Source organism: Streptomyces cahuitamycinicus (genome assembly GCF_002891435.1).
Lineage (GTDB): Bacteria > Actinomycetota > Actinomycetes > Streptomycetales > Streptomycetaceae > Streptomyces > Streptomyces cahuitamycinicus.
Map to the genome: position 1 here is coordinate 1 of NZ_POUC01000159.1, position 16,703 is coordinate 16,703.

16 protein-coding genes are annotated in these 16,703 nt (G+C 71.0%); 5 read left to right on the forward strand and 11 right to left on the reverse strand.

Annotation, left to right across the window (positions count from 1 at the left end; all coding sequences use genetic code 11):
- On the reverse strand, positions 1-380 hold a 380-nt coding region (locus C1J00_RS21515), incomplete at its 3' end, for a hypothetical protein (protein WP_102910705.1).
- A gap of 168 nt (positions 381-548) precedes the next feature.
- Positions 549-1,538, reverse strand: a complete 990-nt coding sequence (locus tag C1J00_RS21520; RefSeq protein WP_180989639.1) for a fibronectin type III domain-containing protein — start codon at positions 1,536-1,538, stop codon at positions 549-551.
- A 409-nt stretch (positions 1,539-1,947) separates the two neighbouring features.
- Here C1J00_RS21520 and C1J00_RS21525 point away from each other — a divergent pair, with 409 nt between their 5' ends.
- Positions 1,948-2,646 (forward strand): glycoside hydrolase family 75 protein, encoded by a 699-nt coding sequence (locus C1J00_RS21525; protein WP_102910706.1) that lies wholly within the window; start codon positions 1,948-1,950, stop codon positions 2,644-2,646.
- Between the two features lie 60 nt (positions 2,647-2,706).
- Here the strand turns inward: C1J00_RS21525 and C1J00_RS21530 are convergent, their stop codons facing one another.
- The 5 genes from C1J00_RS21530 to C1J00_RS21550 form a co-directional block, all read right to left on the reverse strand.
- Positions 2,707-3,117: a PTS-dependent dihydroxyacetone kinase phosphotransferase subunit DhaM gene (locus tag C1J00_RS21530; RefSeq protein ID WP_102910707.1), complete on the reverse strand. Its 411-nt coding sequence runs from the start codon at positions 3,115-3,117 to the stop codon at positions 2,707-2,709.
- On the reverse strand, positions 3,110-3,709 hold the full coding sequence (gene dhaL / locus C1J00_RS21535; protein WP_102910708.1) for a dihydroxyacetone kinase subunit DhaL: 600 nt from the start codon (positions 3,707-3,709) through the stop codon (positions 3,110-3,112). The genes C1J00_RS21530 and dhaL overlap by 8 nt, the downstream gene beginning before the upstream one ends.
- Positions 3,710-3,758: 49 nt before the next feature.
- Positions 3,759-4,751, reverse strand: a complete 993-nt coding sequence (dhaK, locus tag C1J00_RS21540; RefSeq protein WP_102910709.1) for a dihydroxyacetone kinase subunit DhaK — start codon at positions 4,749-4,751, stop codon at positions 3,759-3,761.
- 101 nt (positions 4,752-4,852) lie between these two features.
- Positions 4,853-7,360 carry a SpoIIE family protein phosphatase gene (locus C1J00_RS21545; RefSeq protein WP_245936440.1) on the reverse strand — a complete coding sequence of 836 codons (2,508 nt, stop codon included), beginning with the start codon at positions 7,358-7,360 and terminating at the stop codon, positions 4,853-4,855.
- A 251-nt stretch (positions 7,361-7,611) separates the two neighbouring features.
- Entirely contained in the window at positions 7,612-8,577 is a 966-nt protein-coding gene (locus C1J00_RS21550) for a glycoside hydrolase family 6 protein (RefSeq protein ID WP_102910710.1), read from the reverse strand.
- A 697-nt stretch (positions 8,578-9,274) separates the two neighbouring features.
- Between C1J00_RS21550 and C1J00_RS21555 the strand changes: the two genes are divergently transcribed.
- Entirely contained in the window at positions 9,275-9,808 is a 534-nt protein-coding gene (locus tag C1J00_RS21555) for a hypothetical protein (RefSeq protein ID WP_102910711.1), read from the forward strand.
- 9 nt (positions 9,809-9,817) lie between these two features.
- Here C1J00_RS21555 and C1J00_RS21560 read toward each other — a convergent pair whose 3' ends face one another.
- The 3 genes from C1J00_RS21560 to C1J00_RS21570 all read right to left on the reverse strand — a co-directional run bounded on the left by C1J00_RS21560 (position 9,818) and on the right by C1J00_RS21570 (position 12,732).
- On the reverse strand, positions 9,818-10,192 hold the full coding sequence (locus tag C1J00_RS21560; protein WP_245936441.1) for a hypothetical protein: 375 nt from the start codon (positions 10,190-10,192) through the stop codon (positions 9,818-9,820).
- Positions 10,189-11,901: an aa3-type cytochrome oxidase subunit I gene (gene ctaD, locus C1J00_RS21565; RefSeq protein ID WP_102910712.1), complete on the reverse strand. Its 1,713-nt coding sequence runs from the start codon at positions 11,899-11,901 to the stop codon at positions 10,189-10,191. Before ctaD ends, C1J00_RS21560 begins: the two co-directional genes overlap by 4 nt.
- Before the next feature lie 156 nt (positions 11,902-12,057).
- The gene (locus C1J00_RS21570) at positions 12,058-12,732 is read right to left on the reverse strand and encodes a hemerythrin domain-containing protein (RefSeq protein ID WP_102910713.1); all 675 of its coding nucleotides are present in this window, start codon (positions 12,730-12,732) and stop codon (positions 12,058-12,060) included.
- A 333-nt stretch (positions 12,733-13,065) separates the two neighbouring features.
- Between C1J00_RS21570 and C1J00_RS21575 the strand changes: the two genes are divergently transcribed.
- Positions 13,066-14,160, forward strand: a complete 1,095-nt coding sequence (locus C1J00_RS21575) for a carboxylate-amine ligase (protein WP_102910714.1) — start codon at positions 13,066-13,068, stop codon at positions 14,158-14,160.
- 16 nt (positions 14,161-14,176) lie between these two features.
- Here the strand turns inward: C1J00_RS21575 and C1J00_RS21580 are convergent, their stop codons facing one another.
- Positions 14,177-14,527, reverse strand: coding sequence for a hypothetical protein (locus C1J00_RS21580; protein ID WP_102910720.1), 351 nt, complete (start codon positions 14,525-14,527; stop codon positions 14,177-14,179).
- 485 nt (positions 14,528-15,012) lie between these two features.
- Between C1J00_RS21580 and C1J00_RS21585 the strand changes: the two genes are divergently transcribed.
- Positions 15,013-16,212: a hypothetical protein gene (locus C1J00_RS21585; RefSeq protein WP_102910715.1), complete on the forward strand. Its 1,200-nt coding sequence runs from the start codon at positions 15,013-15,015 to the stop codon at positions 16,210-16,212.
- A gap of 11 nt (positions 16,213-16,223) precedes the next feature.
- On the forward strand, positions 16,224-16,703 hold a 480-nt coding region (locus tag C1J00_RS21590; protein WP_102910716.1), incomplete at its 3' end, for a hemerythrin domain-containing protein.

Here is a 16,703-nt window from a genome sequence, read left to right on the forward strand (position 1 = left end):
GTCACGGACCGCGAGGGGGACGGGGAGGTGGACACCACGACCGACTGAGTGCCGGCGGTGGTGCCGTCCGAGCAGATGACGATCACCGTGTACGTGCCCGCGGTGACGCTGGACCAGGCGGCGGACTGGTTCGTGGACGTCCCGGACAGCGTCACCTGGCGGCCCTGGGCGAAGCTGCCCTGGCTGCTGGTCAGGAGCGAGGCGGTACCCCAGCTGCCGTTGATCTGCGTGCACGAGCTGGTCGTGACCGACACCGTGGACCCCGTGGTGCTCACGGAGATGCCCGGGCCCGCGACAGCGGCCGAGGCCAGGGCGAGGGGCAGTGCGGCAGCGACTGCCACGGTCAGGCCGGAGCGGAGAACTGGCGATGAGTTGCGCATGTGGACTGCCCTCCGGCGGCACGGTTGGCGGTACATCCCTTGCGCCGCCGAGGGTCGGGGAACGCCCGTGCTGCCTCGGGGTCAGCCAATGCGCCCCCGGCCTCCGCCGCACTCCGAGCGCCTCCGTGCAGGTGACGGGTCCCCGCTCCCGGCCGATGCCGAGGGTGGTCAGCGCCCCGCGCCCGTCGTCACCGCCCGCTCCGCCGAGAAGCCTCCCCAGGTGCCGTCCGGCAGCATCGCCCGGACGCGGACCCGGTGGGTGACACCGGCTTTCCGCCCCACGTAGAAGCTGTACACGGCCCGGTCGCGCGGCACGCTGCCGCCGTACACGAGGGACGTGGCGGGCCGGCCGTCGAGCTGGATCTGGTACTCGGCGATCTCACCGTCCACGCGGGGTGGTTCCCAGCTCAGGCCGACGTGATACGCCCCGTCCTCGCGGTGGCTCGTCGCCCGGAAGCCCGTGGGGGCCGTGGCGCGTCCGTCGTCCGTACCCGGGGTGGTGAGGCGGACGGTGGAGCTGGCGGGGGAGACGTTGCCCGCCGCGTCCCGGGCCCGGACGGTGAACGTGTAGTCCGCGCCGGGCCGCAGCCCCGTGAGCACGGTGGCCGTGTGGCCCCCGCCCATGCTGTGGATCTTCGTGGCTCCCTGGTGGATGTCGTACGAGACCACACCCCGGTCGTCCGTGGAGGCGGACCAGGACAGCCGGCCGGCCCGGCTTCCGGCCGCCCGGCCCTCGGGCGCCACCGGGCGGGTCGGCGCGGAGCGGTCGTCCGCGACGGCCGGGGGCGTCTTCGCGCGCACCGTGCGGCTCGGCGGCCCGAGTCGCCCGCCGGCGTCGCGCGCCCGGACGGAGAAGGCGTACCGCGTCGAGGGCCGCAGCCTGGTGACGTCCACCATGTGCTTCGAACCCGGCACCTCGGTGACCTTGGTGGTGCCGCGATACACCTCGTAGACCTCCGCCCTGCCGGTCGCGTTCCACATGACGTGCACACTCGTCGCGCTGCCCGCCGCGGCGGTGACACCCGTGGGCGCGCCGGGCACGGCACCGCCGTCCCCTTCCTCCGCTCCGGCCCAGCCGCAGGAGGCGACCAGCGTGAGAGCGCCGCAGAGCGCCAGGTGACGCAGGAGGGACGAGGGAGCGGCGGAACGGCTTCGCACGGCACTGCCTCCCAGGGGTGGCACACGTGAATGGTCCGGACCAATATGGCGCTGTTGGCGCGATCACATCAAGAGGGCGGGGTCCGTGGCGCGGAACCAGCTCCCGGAGAAGGCACGCACCACCGCCGGGCGCGACCACCCGGGACAGTTACGTATGCTGAAGGTCCTCACGGCCGAACTCCTCGCCGATGCCTGGGAGTTCGGTCTTGTCGCGCGGACAGCTGTCGTCGCAGATCCCGCGCCGGCGCAGGCGGCCGGGCGGCCGAAGCCTGACACGGACTCAGGCCCCCGGCCCCTGTCGGGGGTTGGGGACGTGCACCGTCCGGCCCCCCAAGGGTGGCCGGGTGATCGCCCCGGGCCCAGATTGGGCTGAGTGCCCGTCAGGTCCCCCACGAGAGGCTCCCGTATCGTGCGTGTCCAGTCGCTCACTCTGGCCGCGGCCAGCGCCGCCCTCCTCGCCCCGACGACACCGCCCGCCGCACAACCCCACCCAGCGGTATGGCGCGAGAGCACCGTCAGTGCCGCCGAACTGCTCGCCCGAGTGCGGGACTGCGCTCCCCTCTCGCGCGGCCGCTACCGCAGCGACAACGGCGCACCCGCGAACATCCCGGTCTGCGGCACCCGCGACGCCGTGTTCTGGAAGGCCGACATGGACATCGACTGCGACGGCCGCCCCGGCCCCCGCTGCAACCGCCGCACCGACCCGTACTTCGCCGCGAGTACGGCCTACGCGCAGTCCGACGGCCGCCCGCTGAGCGCCGAACGCCTGCCCTTCATCGTCGTACCCGCGCCGAGCGGTCTCTGGGACTACCGGGACCACGGCATCGGCGGCGGTTCGGTGGTGGCCGTCGTCCACCGCGACCGGGTGCACTACGCCGTCGTCGGCGACACCGGCCCGCAGGGCATCATCGGGGAGGCGTCCTACGCGACCGCCAAGGCCCTCGGCATCCGCGCCGATCCGCACGGCGGCGGCGTACCCTCCGGCGTCACCTACATCGTCTTCAAGAACACCAAGGTGTCGCCCATCGAGGACCACGCGGCGGCCGTGGCGGAGGGGGAGCGGGTGGCAAGGCGGTTCGCCGACGGGAGCCGGGCGGACGCGGACTGAGCGGCTCACGGCGTGTCACGGCCGTGGCCGCGGCCGGGTGTGCCCGGCCGCAGCCGTCGTTCACACCTTCCGGTAGGTGTACGCCTCCGTGGCGGCCGCCTCCACCGCCGCCAGGTCCGCCCCGGTGGACGCCGTGACGACCGCGGCCACGGCCCCTTCCACGAAGGGCGCGTCCACCAGGTGAGTCCCCTCCGGGAGTTCGTCGCCCTCCGCGAGCAGCGCCTTCACCGTGAGCACCGCGCTGCCCAGGTCGGTCAGGACGGCGACCCCGGCGCCACGGTCGACGGACGCGGCCGCCGCGGCGATCAGTTCGGAACTCGTCCCGAGCCCACCGCCCTCGGTGCCGCCCGCCGGAGCGACGGGCACCGCCGGGCCACCGCCGGCGAGCCCCTTCGCCAGCTCGGCGACCGACGCGGCCACCTCAGCGCTGTGCGACACCAGCACGATTCCCACCAGCTGCCCGTCACTCACCGGCGGCCTCCGCGAGTCCGGCGACCAGCAGCGCCGCCGATGTGGCCCCCGGGTCCTGGTGGCCGATGCTGCGCTCGCCCACATAGCTCGCCCGGCCCTTGCGTGCCTGCAGGGGCGTCGTCGCCACGGCGCCCTCCTCGGCGGCGGTCCGGGCCGCCGTGAACGAGTCGTCGAGCGCGTCCACCGCGGGCACCAGCGCGTCGATCATGGTCTTGTCGCCCGGGGCGGCACCGCCGAGCGTCATGACCGCGTCCACCCCCGCCCGGAAAGCCTCGGCCAGCTGCTCCGCGCTGACCTCGTCGGCATCGCCCAGGGCCTTGCCGGTACGGCGCAGCAGCGTCCCGTACAGCGGCCCCGAGGCACCGCCGACCGTCGAGATCAGCTGGCGTCCGGCCAAGGTCAGGACCCCGCCGGGCGTCTTTGGGGCCTCCTTCTCCAGAACGGCCACGACGGCCGTGAACCCGCGCTGGAGGTTGCTGCCGTGGTCGGCGTCCCCGATGGGGGAGTCGAGGGCGGTGAGCCGTTCCGCCTCACGGTCGACGGACGCGGCGGTGGCCGTCATCCAACGGCGGAAGAAATCGGCGTCGAGCACTGGATCTCCTTGCCTGGTAGGTACGTGGTGATCCTCTACCTCCTGTGTGTCACACACCCCAGCGCAGACCCGGGGTCTTCACCGGCGCGTCGTACAGCCGCAGCAGCTCCTCGTCGACCTGGCACAGGGTGAGCGACGCGCCCGCCATGTCCAGGGAGGTGACGTAGTTGCCCACGAGGACGCGGGCCACGGGGACGCCGCGCTGGGCGAGCACCCGGTGCACCTCGGCGTTGAAGCCGTACAGCTCCAGCAGGGGCGTCGCACCCATGCCATTGACCAGGACCAGCACCGGATTGCGCGGCTGCAGGTCCTCCACCACCGCCTCGACGGCCGCCTCGGCGATCTCTCCGGAGGTCATCATGGCGCGCCGTTCCCGGCCGGGCTCGCCGTGGATGCCGATGCCCAACTCCAGTTCGCCGGGCGGCAGATCGAAGGTCGGGCTGCCCTTGGCCGGGGTGCTGCACGCGCTCAGCGCGATCCCGAAACTGCGGGAGGCCTCGTTCACCTGCCGGGCGATGGCCTCGACCCGCTCCAGAGGCATGCCCTCGGCAGCGGCGGCGCCGGCGATCTTCTCCACGAACAGGGTCGCGCCCGTGCCGCGCCGCCCGGCCGTGTACAGGCTGTCGGTCACCGCCACGTCATCGTTGACCAGCACCTTCGCGACCTGGATGCCCTCGTCCTCGGCCATCTCGGCGGCCATGTCGAAGTTGAGCACGTCACCGGTGTAGTTCTTCACGATGAACAGCACGCCGGCCCCGCTGTCCACAGCGGCGGCGGCGCGCAGCATCTGGTCGGGCACGGGGGAGGTGAACACCTCGCCCGGACAGGCCGCGGACAGCATGCCGGGGCCCACGAAGCCACCGTGCAACGGCTCGTGCCCCGAGCCTCCGCCCGAGACCAGCCCCACCTGCCCGGCGACGGGAGCGTCCCGCCGCACGACCACCCGGTTCTCCACGTCCACGGCCAGCTCCGGGTGGGCAGCCGCCAGACCGCGCAGCGCGTCCGCGACCACGGTCTCCGGGACATTGATCAGCATCTTCACGGGAACCTCCTAGACAACCTAGTAGATGAGCCCTTGAACTCCAGCTTCGCAGGCCACATTACGTTTGACCAGTTGTCGATCTTGACTGTCCCCGACTCCGCTCACGAGCCGTCAAGTACGGGACGCCGGTGGCCGGGCAGCGCTTGCGCGCACCAGATCGTCTTGCCGTTGCCGGTGTGCCGGGTGCCCCACCCCTGCGTGAGCTGGGCAACGAGCAACAGACCCCGGCCGCCCTCGTCGAAGACGCGGGCCCGGCGCAGGTGCGGGGCGGTGTTGCTGGCGTCGGAGACCTCGCAGATCAGCGAGGTGTCGCGAATCAGCCGCAGTCTGATCGGCGGCTCGCCGTACCGGATGGCGTTGGTGACCAGCTCGCTGACGACCAGTTCGGTGACGAACGACGCGTCCTCCAAGCCCCAGGCGTCCACCCGGTCGACGGCGAACTTCCTGGCGTGCGGCACCTGCGCGGCGTCGGGCTCGACGTCCCAGTCGGCGACGTGGTGGGGATCCAGCGCGCGCGTGCGAGCGAGCAGCAGGGCGGCGTCGTCGGTCCGGCTCTCCAGGAGCATGCCGTCCATCACCGTGTCGCACAGCGCCTCCAGCGAGGTGGCCGAGTGGTTCAGGACCCGCCGCAGTTCGGTGACCCCGTCATCGACATCGCGCTCGTGGCTCCCCACCAGCCCGTCGGTGTAGAGCGCCAGCAGGCTCCCCTCGGGCAGTTCGAGCTCGGCGGCCTCGAACGGCAGACCACCGAGGCCGAGCGGCGGCCCCGGATGGGCGGGTACCGGGGTGCGGGTGCCGTCCGGGGAGATGATCAGCGGCAGCGGATGGCCGGCGCTGGCGAAGGTGAAGCGGCGGGAGACGGGGTCGTAGACGGTGTACAGGCAGGTGGCGCCGGACTCGCCGGTCGACTGGAAGTGGCCGTCGGGCTCATGGTCACTGGCGAGGTGCAGGACCAGGTCGTCCATGTGGGTCAGCAGCTCGTCGGGCGGCAGGTCGACGTCGGCGAGCGTGCGGACCGCCGTGCGCAGCCTGCCCATGCTGGCCGAGGCGTGCAGGCCGTGGCCGACGACGTCGCCGACGACCAGGGCGACCCGGGCGCCGGACAGCGGAATGACGTCGAACCAGTCACCGCCCACTTCCGTGCCGGTCCCGCCGGGCAGGTAGCGGGATGCCACCTCGACCGCCTCCTGGTTCGGCAGCCCCTGCGGCAGAAGGCTGCGTTGCAGGGTCAGCGCGGTGGCGCGCTCGCGCGAGTACCGGCGGGCGTTGTCGATGGCGACGGCCGCCTTGGCGGTCAGCTCCTCGGCGAGGATCAGGTCGTCGGCGGTGAAGGCCTCGGGCCGGTCGAGGCGGGAGAAGGAGACGACCCCGAGCAGCGCGCCGCGTGCCCGGAGGGGCACGGTGATCCGGCCGGTCATCCCCGCGGCGGCGATGGATCCGTCGATCACCGGGTTGCCCGGTGGCCAGTGGGCCGGGTCGGCGGCGAGTCCGGGACCGAAGGCCCATTCGCCGCCCTGGCCGGGCTCAGCGGCGAGCTCGACCGTGGACCTGCCGGTGGTCAGGCAGCGGGCGGCGACGGAACCGGCAGGGTGCGTGACCGGTGTCGTGGGCCCCGCGACCCGGCCGGCATCGTCCTTCGCGCTGTGCTGGGCGGCCCGGCCGAGCCTGATCGTCTCGCCGGACGTGAAGGCGGACACCGAGGGGGGTTCCTCCCCGCGCAGCACCTCGTCGAGGAGATCCACGCTGACGAGGTCGACGAACCCCGGCACCGGGGTCCTGGCCAGTTCCTGGGCGGTGCCGATCACGTCGAGCGTCCGGCCGATGCCGCCGCTGGCTTCGTTGAGGATGAGCAGGCGTTGCCGGGCCCAGTACTCGGCGCTCATGTCGAAGCCCCAGTTGGCGATCGCGCGGACCCGTCCCTGGGCATCCCGGACGGGCCAGATGCTGGTGGCCCAGGCATTGGCGTAGTCACTGCCGTGAGGGCGGAAGACGGTGATGAGACGCGCGGGCTCGCCCGTCCTCGCCACTTCGGAGAGCGTGTCGGTGTAGGGCTTGTCGTCCCTTTCGGGAAACAGTGTGCGGTCGAACTCGGGAAGCACCTCGCGGTACTTCCTGCCGAGCACTTGCTCCTCGGAGTGCGCTATCACCCGGCCCGAGGAGTCGTTGATCCACAGAAATCGCAGCTCAGGGTCGTAGACGCCGAGAGCGAAGGGACACTGCTCGAAGGCCCGGTCGGCGATCACCGGGCGGCGTCCCCAGCGCTGGACGGTCACCGCGTGCCCCATCGCCCGCCCGTCGGGGCCGAACAGGGGGTGGGCGGCCAGCACGGCGTCCACCGTGGAACCGTCCCGGTGCCGCAGTGCTGTGAACCCCGTGGAGCCGGGGCCGGCGCCATAACCCTCGGGGAAGCCGGGGGGCGGGGGATCGACCAGCAGATCGGTCACGGGGCGCCCCACGGTGTCCTCCGCGGTCCAGCCCAGCAGCAGCCGGCCCCCGTCGCTCCAGCCGCTCACCAGGCCGTCCGGATTCACCACGACAACGGCAGTGGGCGCGTCCTGCTTGCCGGCCATCTCCACGCGGCACGCCTCCGTCCGGACAGCGGTCCCCATCGGGGCTCGTTTCCAGCGGCCGCTTCCAGCCTAGGCCCGCCACAGCGCCACGGCTCCCCGGGAAGAGGGGACGCCGCGCAGCAGCAGACGCCGCACCGTACGACCTCGATACCTCGGAGGAATCAGGAAGCGACTGGCAGGAAGGGGATGTCGATGTCCGGCCCGCCGGTTCCACGTCGCGACACCGCCGCCGGCGGCCCATCGCCGGGTGGGCCGCAGGCGGCGGTTCGGCCGGGGGTTCGCGTGAGGGATCAGTAGCCGTAGATCATCTTGTAAGCGACCTCCGGGAGGAACTGCCCCGCCGAGGAGCCGCTTCCCACGCCGCAGTTGCCGTCGGACTCGCCCGGCACCTTGATCCACAACAGCATCTCGGCGCCTCCGCCCAGCCGGGTGGGAGTGCCGGTACGGCGGCCTGCGGGGTTGCACCACTGGCCGTTGGAGCCGTTGCCGTTGCGGCTGGTGTCCACGACGAACGGCTTGGTGTAGCCGTATCGGGCGGCGAGTTCCCTGTTGACGGCGTCGGCGTACGCGGTGTTCTCGGCCGTGGTCAGGTAGTTGGAGACGTTGAGCGAGAAGCCGTGGGCCTGCCGGACACCCGCTTCGTGAAGACGCCGGGCCATGGTCGCCGCGCCCGCCCAGGCGGGGTTGCCGGCGTCGAGGTAGACCCAGGTGTTGGGCGCCTGGCGGCTGAACTCGGCGAGCGCTCCGGTCAGCATGCTCTCGCGTTCGTCGATCTGGGCCTGGTTCATGCAGCCGTAGTCCCCGAGAGAGTCCGGTTCGAGGACGACGAGGGCCGGGCGGCCGGCGATCCCGCCCGCGAACTGGGCGATCCAGTTTCTGTAGGCGGACGGCGAGGAGGCTCCGCCCGCGGAGTGTCCGCCACAGTAGTCGCGGTTGTAGATGTTGTAGGCGACGAGGACGGGCAGTTTGTCCCGGGCGTCCGCGGCGCCCGCGTACGCGCCGGTGGCGGTTCCGATGGTGCCGCTCCAGGAGCCGAACCAGCGGGCCGTCGGGACATTCGCGATCGAGGCGTTGATCGCGGACGCCCGGCCGTCACCGGGGTTGGCGGCGACCCACCGCTTCGCGCTGGAATCAGCGTCCGCATAGAACCCGTTGGTCATGGTCGTCGGGTCCGCCGCGTGGGCGGTCGGGGCGGCGGCGAGCGCCAGCGGCAGTGCGGAGAGCGCTGCCACCAGGGCGAGGAGTCTGCGACGCATGACGGGTACCTCGGCTTTCTGTCGGGGGTGCGTCCGAAGATCGGCGGCGAGCCAAGGGGGGAGCGCTCCTACCGGAAGCGCTTCCCCACAGCAGGGTCGGTCAGCTCCGCGAGTCAGGGCGCGGCGACGGGACCGCGTCTGATGAGGCCATGACATATCCCTGTGTGGCGTTCTCTCCGCGTGGTTCGGCCGCTGCGTGGTGTGGCGTTACCGGAGGTGCCTTGCTGTGTGCGAGTGGAGTGCTGCATTCCGTTCGGAATGTCGAACGCGCAGTGACTCGTCGAGCACTCTGGATGATAGGAGGCCCGTGCGGCCCGTCAATCCTTGTCGCAGGATTCGATTCGCAAGGCGAAACATTCGACGTGGTATTGCCGAATCGTGGCAGGTCAGGAGCCTGTGCCAGGAGGGTGTCCATAGCGCTGGGATGTTCGAGCCTGCGTCTCGCATCCCTGGCCCTGCGAGTTTCCGAATGGCATGCGAAACTTCGAGCCCCGGTAGGCCGTGTTCCGGTTCGGCGACGGCAGCTGCGAAGCGCTACCCCTACGCGGTTGCGCGGCAGCGCGTCGGCCGCTGCCTGAACGGGGAACAGCGGCCCGTACCCCGAGACCGGCTGCTTCCAGTCGCCGTACGGTCATTGAGAACCGCCGGGAGCGCCTTTCGTGGGTGAGGCCGTGGCCGCCGGGGTACCCGCCGACGCATGATCAGGCGCGCACTGTGGCAAGGGCTGGTCGCCGGCACCGCCGGAGGTGTCGCGATGACGCTCGGCGAGAAGATCGAGCAGGTCGTCACCGGCCGCCCCGATTCCCATGTGCCCGCCCGGGTCCTCCAGCGTCTCACCGGCCTGCCCGAACATCCCGGCGCCCAGGCGCCGTCCGTCAACCGGGCCATGCACTTCGGCCAGGCCGCCCTGCTCGGTGTGCTGCGTTCGATCATGGCCCAGTCCGGGCTGCGCGGGCCCGTCGCGTCCGCCAAGTTCACAGTCGTCCGCCTCACGAACGACCAGATTCTGGAGAACGCCACCGGAGTCGGCGCCCCGCCCCCGACCTGGCCCCGTACGGAACTCGTCGTGGACGTCCTGCACAAGGCGGTCTACGGCTTCGTCACCGGTGCCGTGGCCGACGCCCTGGCGGCCCGGAACGGCCCCGGCCCGGGTGAACGCCACGCCGCCCGCCGCCCGGGCCGCCATGCCGACGTCGGGCCGCTTCCCCGGGAGAACGGCCACCGCCGCTGATCCGGACCGTCAGCGGACGAGCGCAGCGGCCACCGTGCCCACCCCGGCGGCGCAGGTCAGGACCGCGCAGGCGCCGGCCGCGTGTCGCCGCAGCAGGGCCCTTTTGAGCTCGGCGTAGCGGCTCTCGTACTCCTGCCGCAGCTCTGCGGCTCGTCGCACGGTGCCGAGCATCAGCTGCCGGGTGACATCGAGGCGTCGGCGGACGTACTGGGCGGTGAGTTCCTCGGCCTGGGCCGTGGTCAGCCACGGCATCCGCGCGCAGAGCTCCTCGGCCTCCTGCTGCGCCTGGTGGCGGTGGGCGTGGGCCAGAAGGTAACCCTCGGTCTCGTCGGCCAGAACGCTGCTCGGCTCACCGGCCGGTGTCACGCGCCTGCCGCGTCTCACCGCCGGTCGCCCTTGTGCCCCTCGGCGTCGAGCACATCCCGCCGCCCGGTGTTCTCCGCCTCGTCGAAACTCGCCAGGTCCGGGTGACGCAGGTCGAAGGCGGGGGACTCGGAGCGGATCTTGGGCAGCGTGAGGAAGTTGTGGCGGGGCGGCGGGCAGGACGTGGCCCACTCCAGGGAGCGGCCGTAGCCCCAGGGGTCGTCGACCTCGACCTTCTCGCCCTTCTGCGCGGTCCGCCACACGTTGTAGAGGAAGGGCAGGGTCGACAGACCGAGCAGGAACGCGCCGATCGAGGAGACGGTGTTGAGGGCGGTGAAACCGTCGGCGGCCAGATAGTCGGCGTAGCGGCGGGGCATGCCCTCGGCGCCGAGCCAGTGCTGCACCAGGAACGTGGTGTGGAAACCGACGAACAGCGTCCAGAAGTGGATCTTCTCCAGACGCTCGTCGAGCATCGTGCCGGTCATCTTCGGCCACCAGAAGCTGAATCCGCCGAACATCGCGAACACGATGGTGCCGAACAGCACGTAGTGGAAGTGGGCGATCACGAAATAGCTGTCGGTGACGTGCCAGTCGAGCGGCGGGGAGCCCAGGATGACACCGGTCAGGCCCCCGAAGAGGAAGGTGACCAGGAAGCCGAGCGCCCAGAGCATGGGTGGTTCGAACGACAGCGAGCCCCGCCACATGGTGCCGATCCAGTTGAAGAACTTCACACCCGTCGGCACGGCGATCAGATACGTCATGAAGGAGAAGAACGGCAGCAGTACCGCGCCGGTGGCGAACATGTGGTGAGCCCACACCGTCACCGACAGCCCGGCGATGGAGACGGTGGCGCCGACCAGACCGGTGTAACCGAAGATCGGCTTACGGGCGAACACGGGGATGATCTCGGTGATCACCCCGAAGAACGGCAGCGCCAGGATGTACACCTCGGGATGGCCGAAGAACCAGAACAGGTGCTGCCACAGGACCGCGCCCCCGTTCTCGGCGTTGAACACCTGGGCCCCGAAGCGCCGGTCCGCCTCCAGCACGAGCAGCGCGGCGGCCAGGACAGGGAAGGCCAGCAGCACCAGCACCGAGGTGAGCAGCACGTTCCAGGTGAAGATCGGCATCCGGAACATGGTCATGCCCGGGGCGCGCATGCAGATGATGGTGGTGATGAAGTTGACCGAGCCGAGAATGGTGCCGAAGCCGGACAGCGCCAGCCCCATGATCCACAGGTCGCCGCCGATGTGAGGGGTGCGCTCCCCGCCGCTGAGGGGGGTGTACGCGGTCCAGCCGAAGTCGGCGGCGCCCTGCGGAGTGAGGAAGCTGCCGAGCACGATCAGGCCGCCGAAGAGGAACAGCCAGTACGACAGCATGTTCAGCCGCGGGAAGGCCACGTCGGGCGAGCCGATCTGCAGCGGCATGACCGCGTTGGCGAAGCCCGCGAAGGTGGGCGTCGCGAACAGCAGCAGCATGATCGTGCCGTGCATGGTGAACGCCTGGTTGTACTGCTCGCTGGAGACGATCTGCAGTCCCGGACGGGCCAGTTCGGCCCGGATGAGCATCGCCAGCGCCCCGGCGACCAGGAAGAAACCGAACGACGTGATCAGATACAGGTGCCCGATCTTCTTGTGATCGGTGGTCGTCAGCCAGGAGACGACCACCTTCCCTCGGCCGCGGCGCTCCACCGCGGGTACGGGCGCAACCGGTTCAGTATGTGTCGCCATCAGTCCTCGATCGCCAGCAACGGTGCACGGGCGGTGATCCGCCCCGGAGGAACCTATTGCTTCCGGTTCGTCACCCTTGCCTGTCGTCGAGTGTCCTTCGGCCGAATGGCGGAGTGATCCATTCGACCGGGCGGTGGGGTCCGAGCGAGCGGTGGGTCAACGCCGTTTGCGCACGATCGCGGCGACCGCGGCGGAAACGAGGAGACCAGTGAGTCCGGTGAGAAGCCTCTTCATCACGGCCGAGGGGAGGACCGGCCCGAGCCCGTCGCGTATCCGGTCGTAGAGACTGAGCGGCACACCCAGCAGCGCGTTACCGGGTGGGCGCCGCGGGACGATCGGGTGGGGGTGCGTGGGCGCGGTTCTGCGTACCGACTCCCACGCGGTGCCGATCCGGCGCAACTGAGCGGCGTCCAGAGCCTCTTGCAGCCGGGGCAGGACCAAGTCCTCCTCGTCTCGGATGTCCTGGCGGATCAGGGCGAAGACGCGCTCCACCGTCTCCTCGCGCTCCGGGGCGCCGGGACTCAGGCGCTCGATGCCGGCGACGAGATCGTTGATCTGCTGATGCTCCTCCTCGACCCGCGAGGTCAGTTCCTCGCCGTGCGTCACCGAGCGCCGCACGGCCGGCCACAGGACGGTCTCCTCCGCGAAGGCGTGGCTGAAGACGAGCTGGACGACCTCCTTGAGGACCCGTTCGCGCTCCTCGCCCTCCGCAAGGGCCCGATACCTCTCCATCAGCCGGTCCATCTCCGCGTGATCACGCCGTTGCCGCGCGAGGACGCTGCTCGGACCGCCCAGTTGCTCCACCGTCTGCTCTTCGATCGTCCCGGGCATGGACCGCTCCCTTCCGTAAGCCGGCGTCGAGCTCCGGCACCGTGCCGGTAGCCGGTAGCCGGTAGCCGGTAGCCGGTAGCCGGTAGCCGGTAGCCGGTAGCCGACCGGCGGGCCACCGGTCGGTGCGCGAGTACCCGGCCCGGTCGGCGGACGGCACCCGAAGGGAGGCCTTTTTCGGTGTAAGCGTTTTCTGCATCTGTGTCACGTTTTGTTCCAGGCCAAGTGCGGCACTCGGTAGGCCACGGGCGGGTCCCCGGAAGGTGGTCGGCCGCGTGCGGTGCGCCTCCCGCGCGCCGGAATCCGGCCCGGCGCCGGGCGGAACAGAGGGTGTCGATGACGACGATCGGCGTGGAAGAGGAGTACCTGCTGCTCGACCCGGTCACGGGCCTGCCGGTACCCCAGGCGGACAAGGTGCGCGCCGCCGCGGGCGTGGGACATCTCGTGACCGACCAGGAGGTGCAGTACGAGCTGCTCCAGGCACAGGTCGAGGTCGCTACCCCGGTCTGCGACACCCTGGAGGAGGTCGGCGGCCACCTGCTGCGGCTGCGGCACGCCGTCGGTGTGGCCGCGGAGGAGCACGGCTGCCGGATCGGGGTCTGCGGCACACCGCCGCTGCGGCACGGCCGCCCCATCGCCGTCACCGACCAGGCCCGCTACCGGGCCATGGTCGCCCAGGCGCCGCAACTGGTGGCGGAACAACTGGTCAACGGCACGCACGTGCACGTCGCCGTCCCCGACCGGGAGGCGGGCGTGCAGGTCCTGAACCGGGTCCGCTTCCGGCTGCCGACGCTGACGGCCATGGCCGCGAACTCCCCGCTCTGGGACGGCCACGACACCGGCTTCGCGAGCTGGCGCACGGTGATCTTCAGCCGGTGGCCGGTCAGCGGCACGCCCCCGCACTTCCAGGACGCCGGCGACTACGACCGGCGCGTGGAACGGCTGCAGGAGTCCGGTCTGATCTCCGACACCGGTCAGCTCTACTGGCAGGCCCGGCTCTCGGCGACCTACCCCACCATCGAGGTGCGGTGCCTGGACGTCCAGCTGCGGGCGGACGAGGCGGTCATGCTCGCCGCGATCATCCGGGCTCTCGTGGAGACCTCACTGGCGGAAGCGGCCGCCGACATGCCCCTGCCCGACTGCGCGCCCGAACTGCTGCAGGCCGCCATGTGGCACGCCGCCCGCCATGGGCTCGGCGACACCCTGATCGCCCCGGACGGCACCCCGCAACGCGCCGGCGACGTGCTCTACGAGTTCCTGCGGCACGTCGCTCCCGCTCTCGAAGCGTCCGGTGACAGCCGTCAGGTCACCTCCCTGATCCACCGGCTGCTGCAGGACGGGACCGGCGCGGACCGGCAGCGCGCCGCCCTCGCGCACGGCGGTCTGCGCGCGGTCACCGAGCTGGTCAGCGCGCAGAGCACGATGCCGTGACGCAGCGGAACCGGTCTCAGGCCGCTGCCGCGAACGCCGCGGCGACGGCGGTGTCGGCGCGGGCGTGGACGACCAGTCGCGTGCCGGCGGTGTCGGCGTTCGCCTCGAGCGCCCGGCGGACGGGCGCGCTGTGCGTGGCCACCGACAGCAGTGTGCCCAGCCGGCTGCACAGGCGGTGGACGCGGAGGACCACGCTGACCACCGCGCCCCGGGCGGCCGGCTCGTCGAGGAGGACGACCACGGGCTCCGGCCGGTACGCCCGGACGAGGTCGCTGATCCTCATGAGGAGCGTGGCACGCCCGCCGATGCCGGGGTCCTGGTGGACCGTGATGACGAGGACTCCGTGATCGAGTGAATGGGACAGCAACACAGTTTGCATGCCTCCGTTTCCTCCGTCGGCGGGACGTTCGGCCATGGAACGTTCGGCCGTGGAAGTACCCGGCGATGGCTCTTCGAAGCCTCACGGAGTCGGGGCCCTGCTCACCGACGTCGTCGTGCCGGCAGACCCGCCCCGCGACCGTCCCCTCGACGTGCAGGTGTCGCCGCTGGACGGAACGGAGCGCATCGGGCTGCGGGTGAGTGAGCAGCGAAACACGACAACCGCTGCGCCAGCCCTCTCGCCTGCCCGTCGGCCCACCCGGAGGGCACCGGCCTCGGTCTGCGCGACATCGTGTGCGTGGCCTCCCACGACGCCGGTGGAGCGGAGGGGCCCTCTGGTCAGCACCCGCTTGGGGTGTGAACGGTGGCCGGAAACCGACCCGCCGGAAACAGTGGGGGAGACGAACGCGTTCGCGCCGGCCCGGGCGGGGCACTCCGTCGGCGCGCGACTTCCTTCACCCCAGGAGACCGTTCATGAGCTTCAACCCACTGGAACAGCGAGGTATCCCGCTCGACCGCCAGGTCCGCAACTGGCGCGAGCTGAACGTCGAGCCCATCGACCCCGACCGCTGCGACCCGTACACCCGCTGCCGCATCATCGCGATGAACGGCATCGAGGTCGAGGCGATCATGTTCAGCCACCAGCTGGCCCGCAACACCGTCGATCCCGAGGTGAAGCGGCAGCTGGCCCGGACGCGCTACGTCGAGGCCCAGCAGCAGAAGGCGGTGAACTGGCTGCTGCCCGGTGTGTCGTCGGTGCTGGAGACGACGATCGCCTACGAGCAGGTCGCGGTGGACCTGACGGCGTGGGTGGCGCGGATGGAGCCGGACCCGTACCTGAAGCAGGCCTACCAGTTCGGCGTGCTGGAGGACTTCGACCATCTGTACCGGTACGCCAACCTCTACGAGATGATCGAGCACCGCAAGGCGGACGCCATCGTCGAGGGCCTGACCGAGGTCATGCCCGGCCGCCCGACGAAGTACCACCACCGCGACCCGGTCGACAACGTCCGCGACCCCTACGCCAAGGACGAGACGAACCCGTTGTCCAAGCTGCACGCCCTGACGATCATGGCGGCGGAGCAGCAGACCATGAACTTCTACATGAACACCGGCCCCACTTACATGGAGCCGATCGCCCGGCAGCTCTACCAGGAGATCGGGCTGATCGAGGAGGAGCACGTCACCCACTACGAGTCGCTCGTCGACCCCGGGGAGACCTGGTGGGAGCAGCTCGTCAACCACGAGTACAACGAGTGCTACCTGTACTACTCCTTCATGCAGCAGGAGAGCGACCCGAAGGTCAAGGCCATCTGGGAGCTGCACCTGAACATGGAGCTGGAACACCTGCACACGGCCTGCGACCTGATGCGCCGCCACGACGGCCGGGAGCCGCAGGAGGTGCTCGCGCCGGAGCTGCCGAACGTGCTCACCTTCGAGCAGAACAAGCAGTACGTGCGTGAACTCCTGGACACCCAGATGGACCTGACCACCCTCGGCGCCGGATACGTGCGCGAGGCACACGAGCGGTTCGAGAAGATGCAGGAGCAGATCCACGGCGGTGAGGAGCCGCCGAGCGAGCGGGTCATGGTCCAGCACGACGAGATGTTCGGCCGCGAGTACCGCGTGCAGTCCGAGGGCGAGCACCCCGACCCCGCGATGCGCGAGAAGTGAGGCGACCGGCCATGCCCGAGAAGCACACTACCCAGGCCGGTGACGACCGGGCCCCGGACACCGACGTGGTCGCGCTGCTCATGCGCCAGCACGGCGACATCCGCAACCTCTTCGACGAGGTCGAGCAGAGCCGGGGTGAGGAACGCCGCGAGGCCTTCCGGCGCCTGGTGCGACTGCTGGCCGTGCACGAGACCGCGGAGGAGGAGGTCGTGCACCCCTTCGCCCGACGGGGCCTGCCCGGTGGCGAGCAGGTCGTGGAGGACCGGCTCGCCGAGGAACGGGCGGCCAAGGAGACCCTGGCCGCCCTGGACGAACTGGACACGGACGACCCGAAGTTCATGCCCCAGCTGATGAGGCTGCGCATGGACGTGCAGGAGCACGCCCGGGCGGAGGAGCGCTACGAGTTCACGCACATCCGCCGGAGCACCGACGCCGAGGGCCTGGCGTCCCTGGCCAAGGCCGTGAAGGCCGCCGAGGCCATGGCCCCCACC

Bases quoted from the DNA above. Each gene is read 5' to 3' on its own strand.
- C1J00_RS21545 (WP_245936440.1), bottom strand. From the start codon at position 7,360: ATGGGGACCGCTGTCCGGACGGAGGCGTGCCGCGTGGAGATGGCCGGC.
- C1J00_RS21550 (WP_102910710.1), bottom strand. From the start codon at position 8,577: ATGCGTCGCAGACTCCTCGCCCTGGTGGCAGCGCTCTCCGCACTGCCG.
- C1J00_RS21555 (WP_102910711.1), top strand. From the start codon at position 9,275: ATGATCAGGCGCGCACTGTGGCAAGGGCTGGTCGCCGGCACCGCCGGA.
- ctaD (WP_102910712.1), bottom strand. From the start codon at position 11,901: ATGGCGACACATACTGAACCGGTTGCGCCCGTACCCGCGGTGGAGCGC.
- C1J00_RS21570 (WP_102910713.1), bottom strand. From the start codon at position 12,732: ATGCCCGGGACGATCGAAGAGCAGACGGTGGAGCAACTGGGCGGTCCG.
- C1J00_RS21575 (WP_102910714.1), top strand. From the start codon at position 13,066: ATGACGACGATCGGCGTGGAAGAGGAGTACCTGCTGCTCGACCCGGTC.
- C1J00_RS21585 (WP_102910715.1), top strand. From the start codon at position 15,013: ATGAGCTTCAACCCACTGGAACAGCGAGGTATCCCGCTCGACCGCCAG.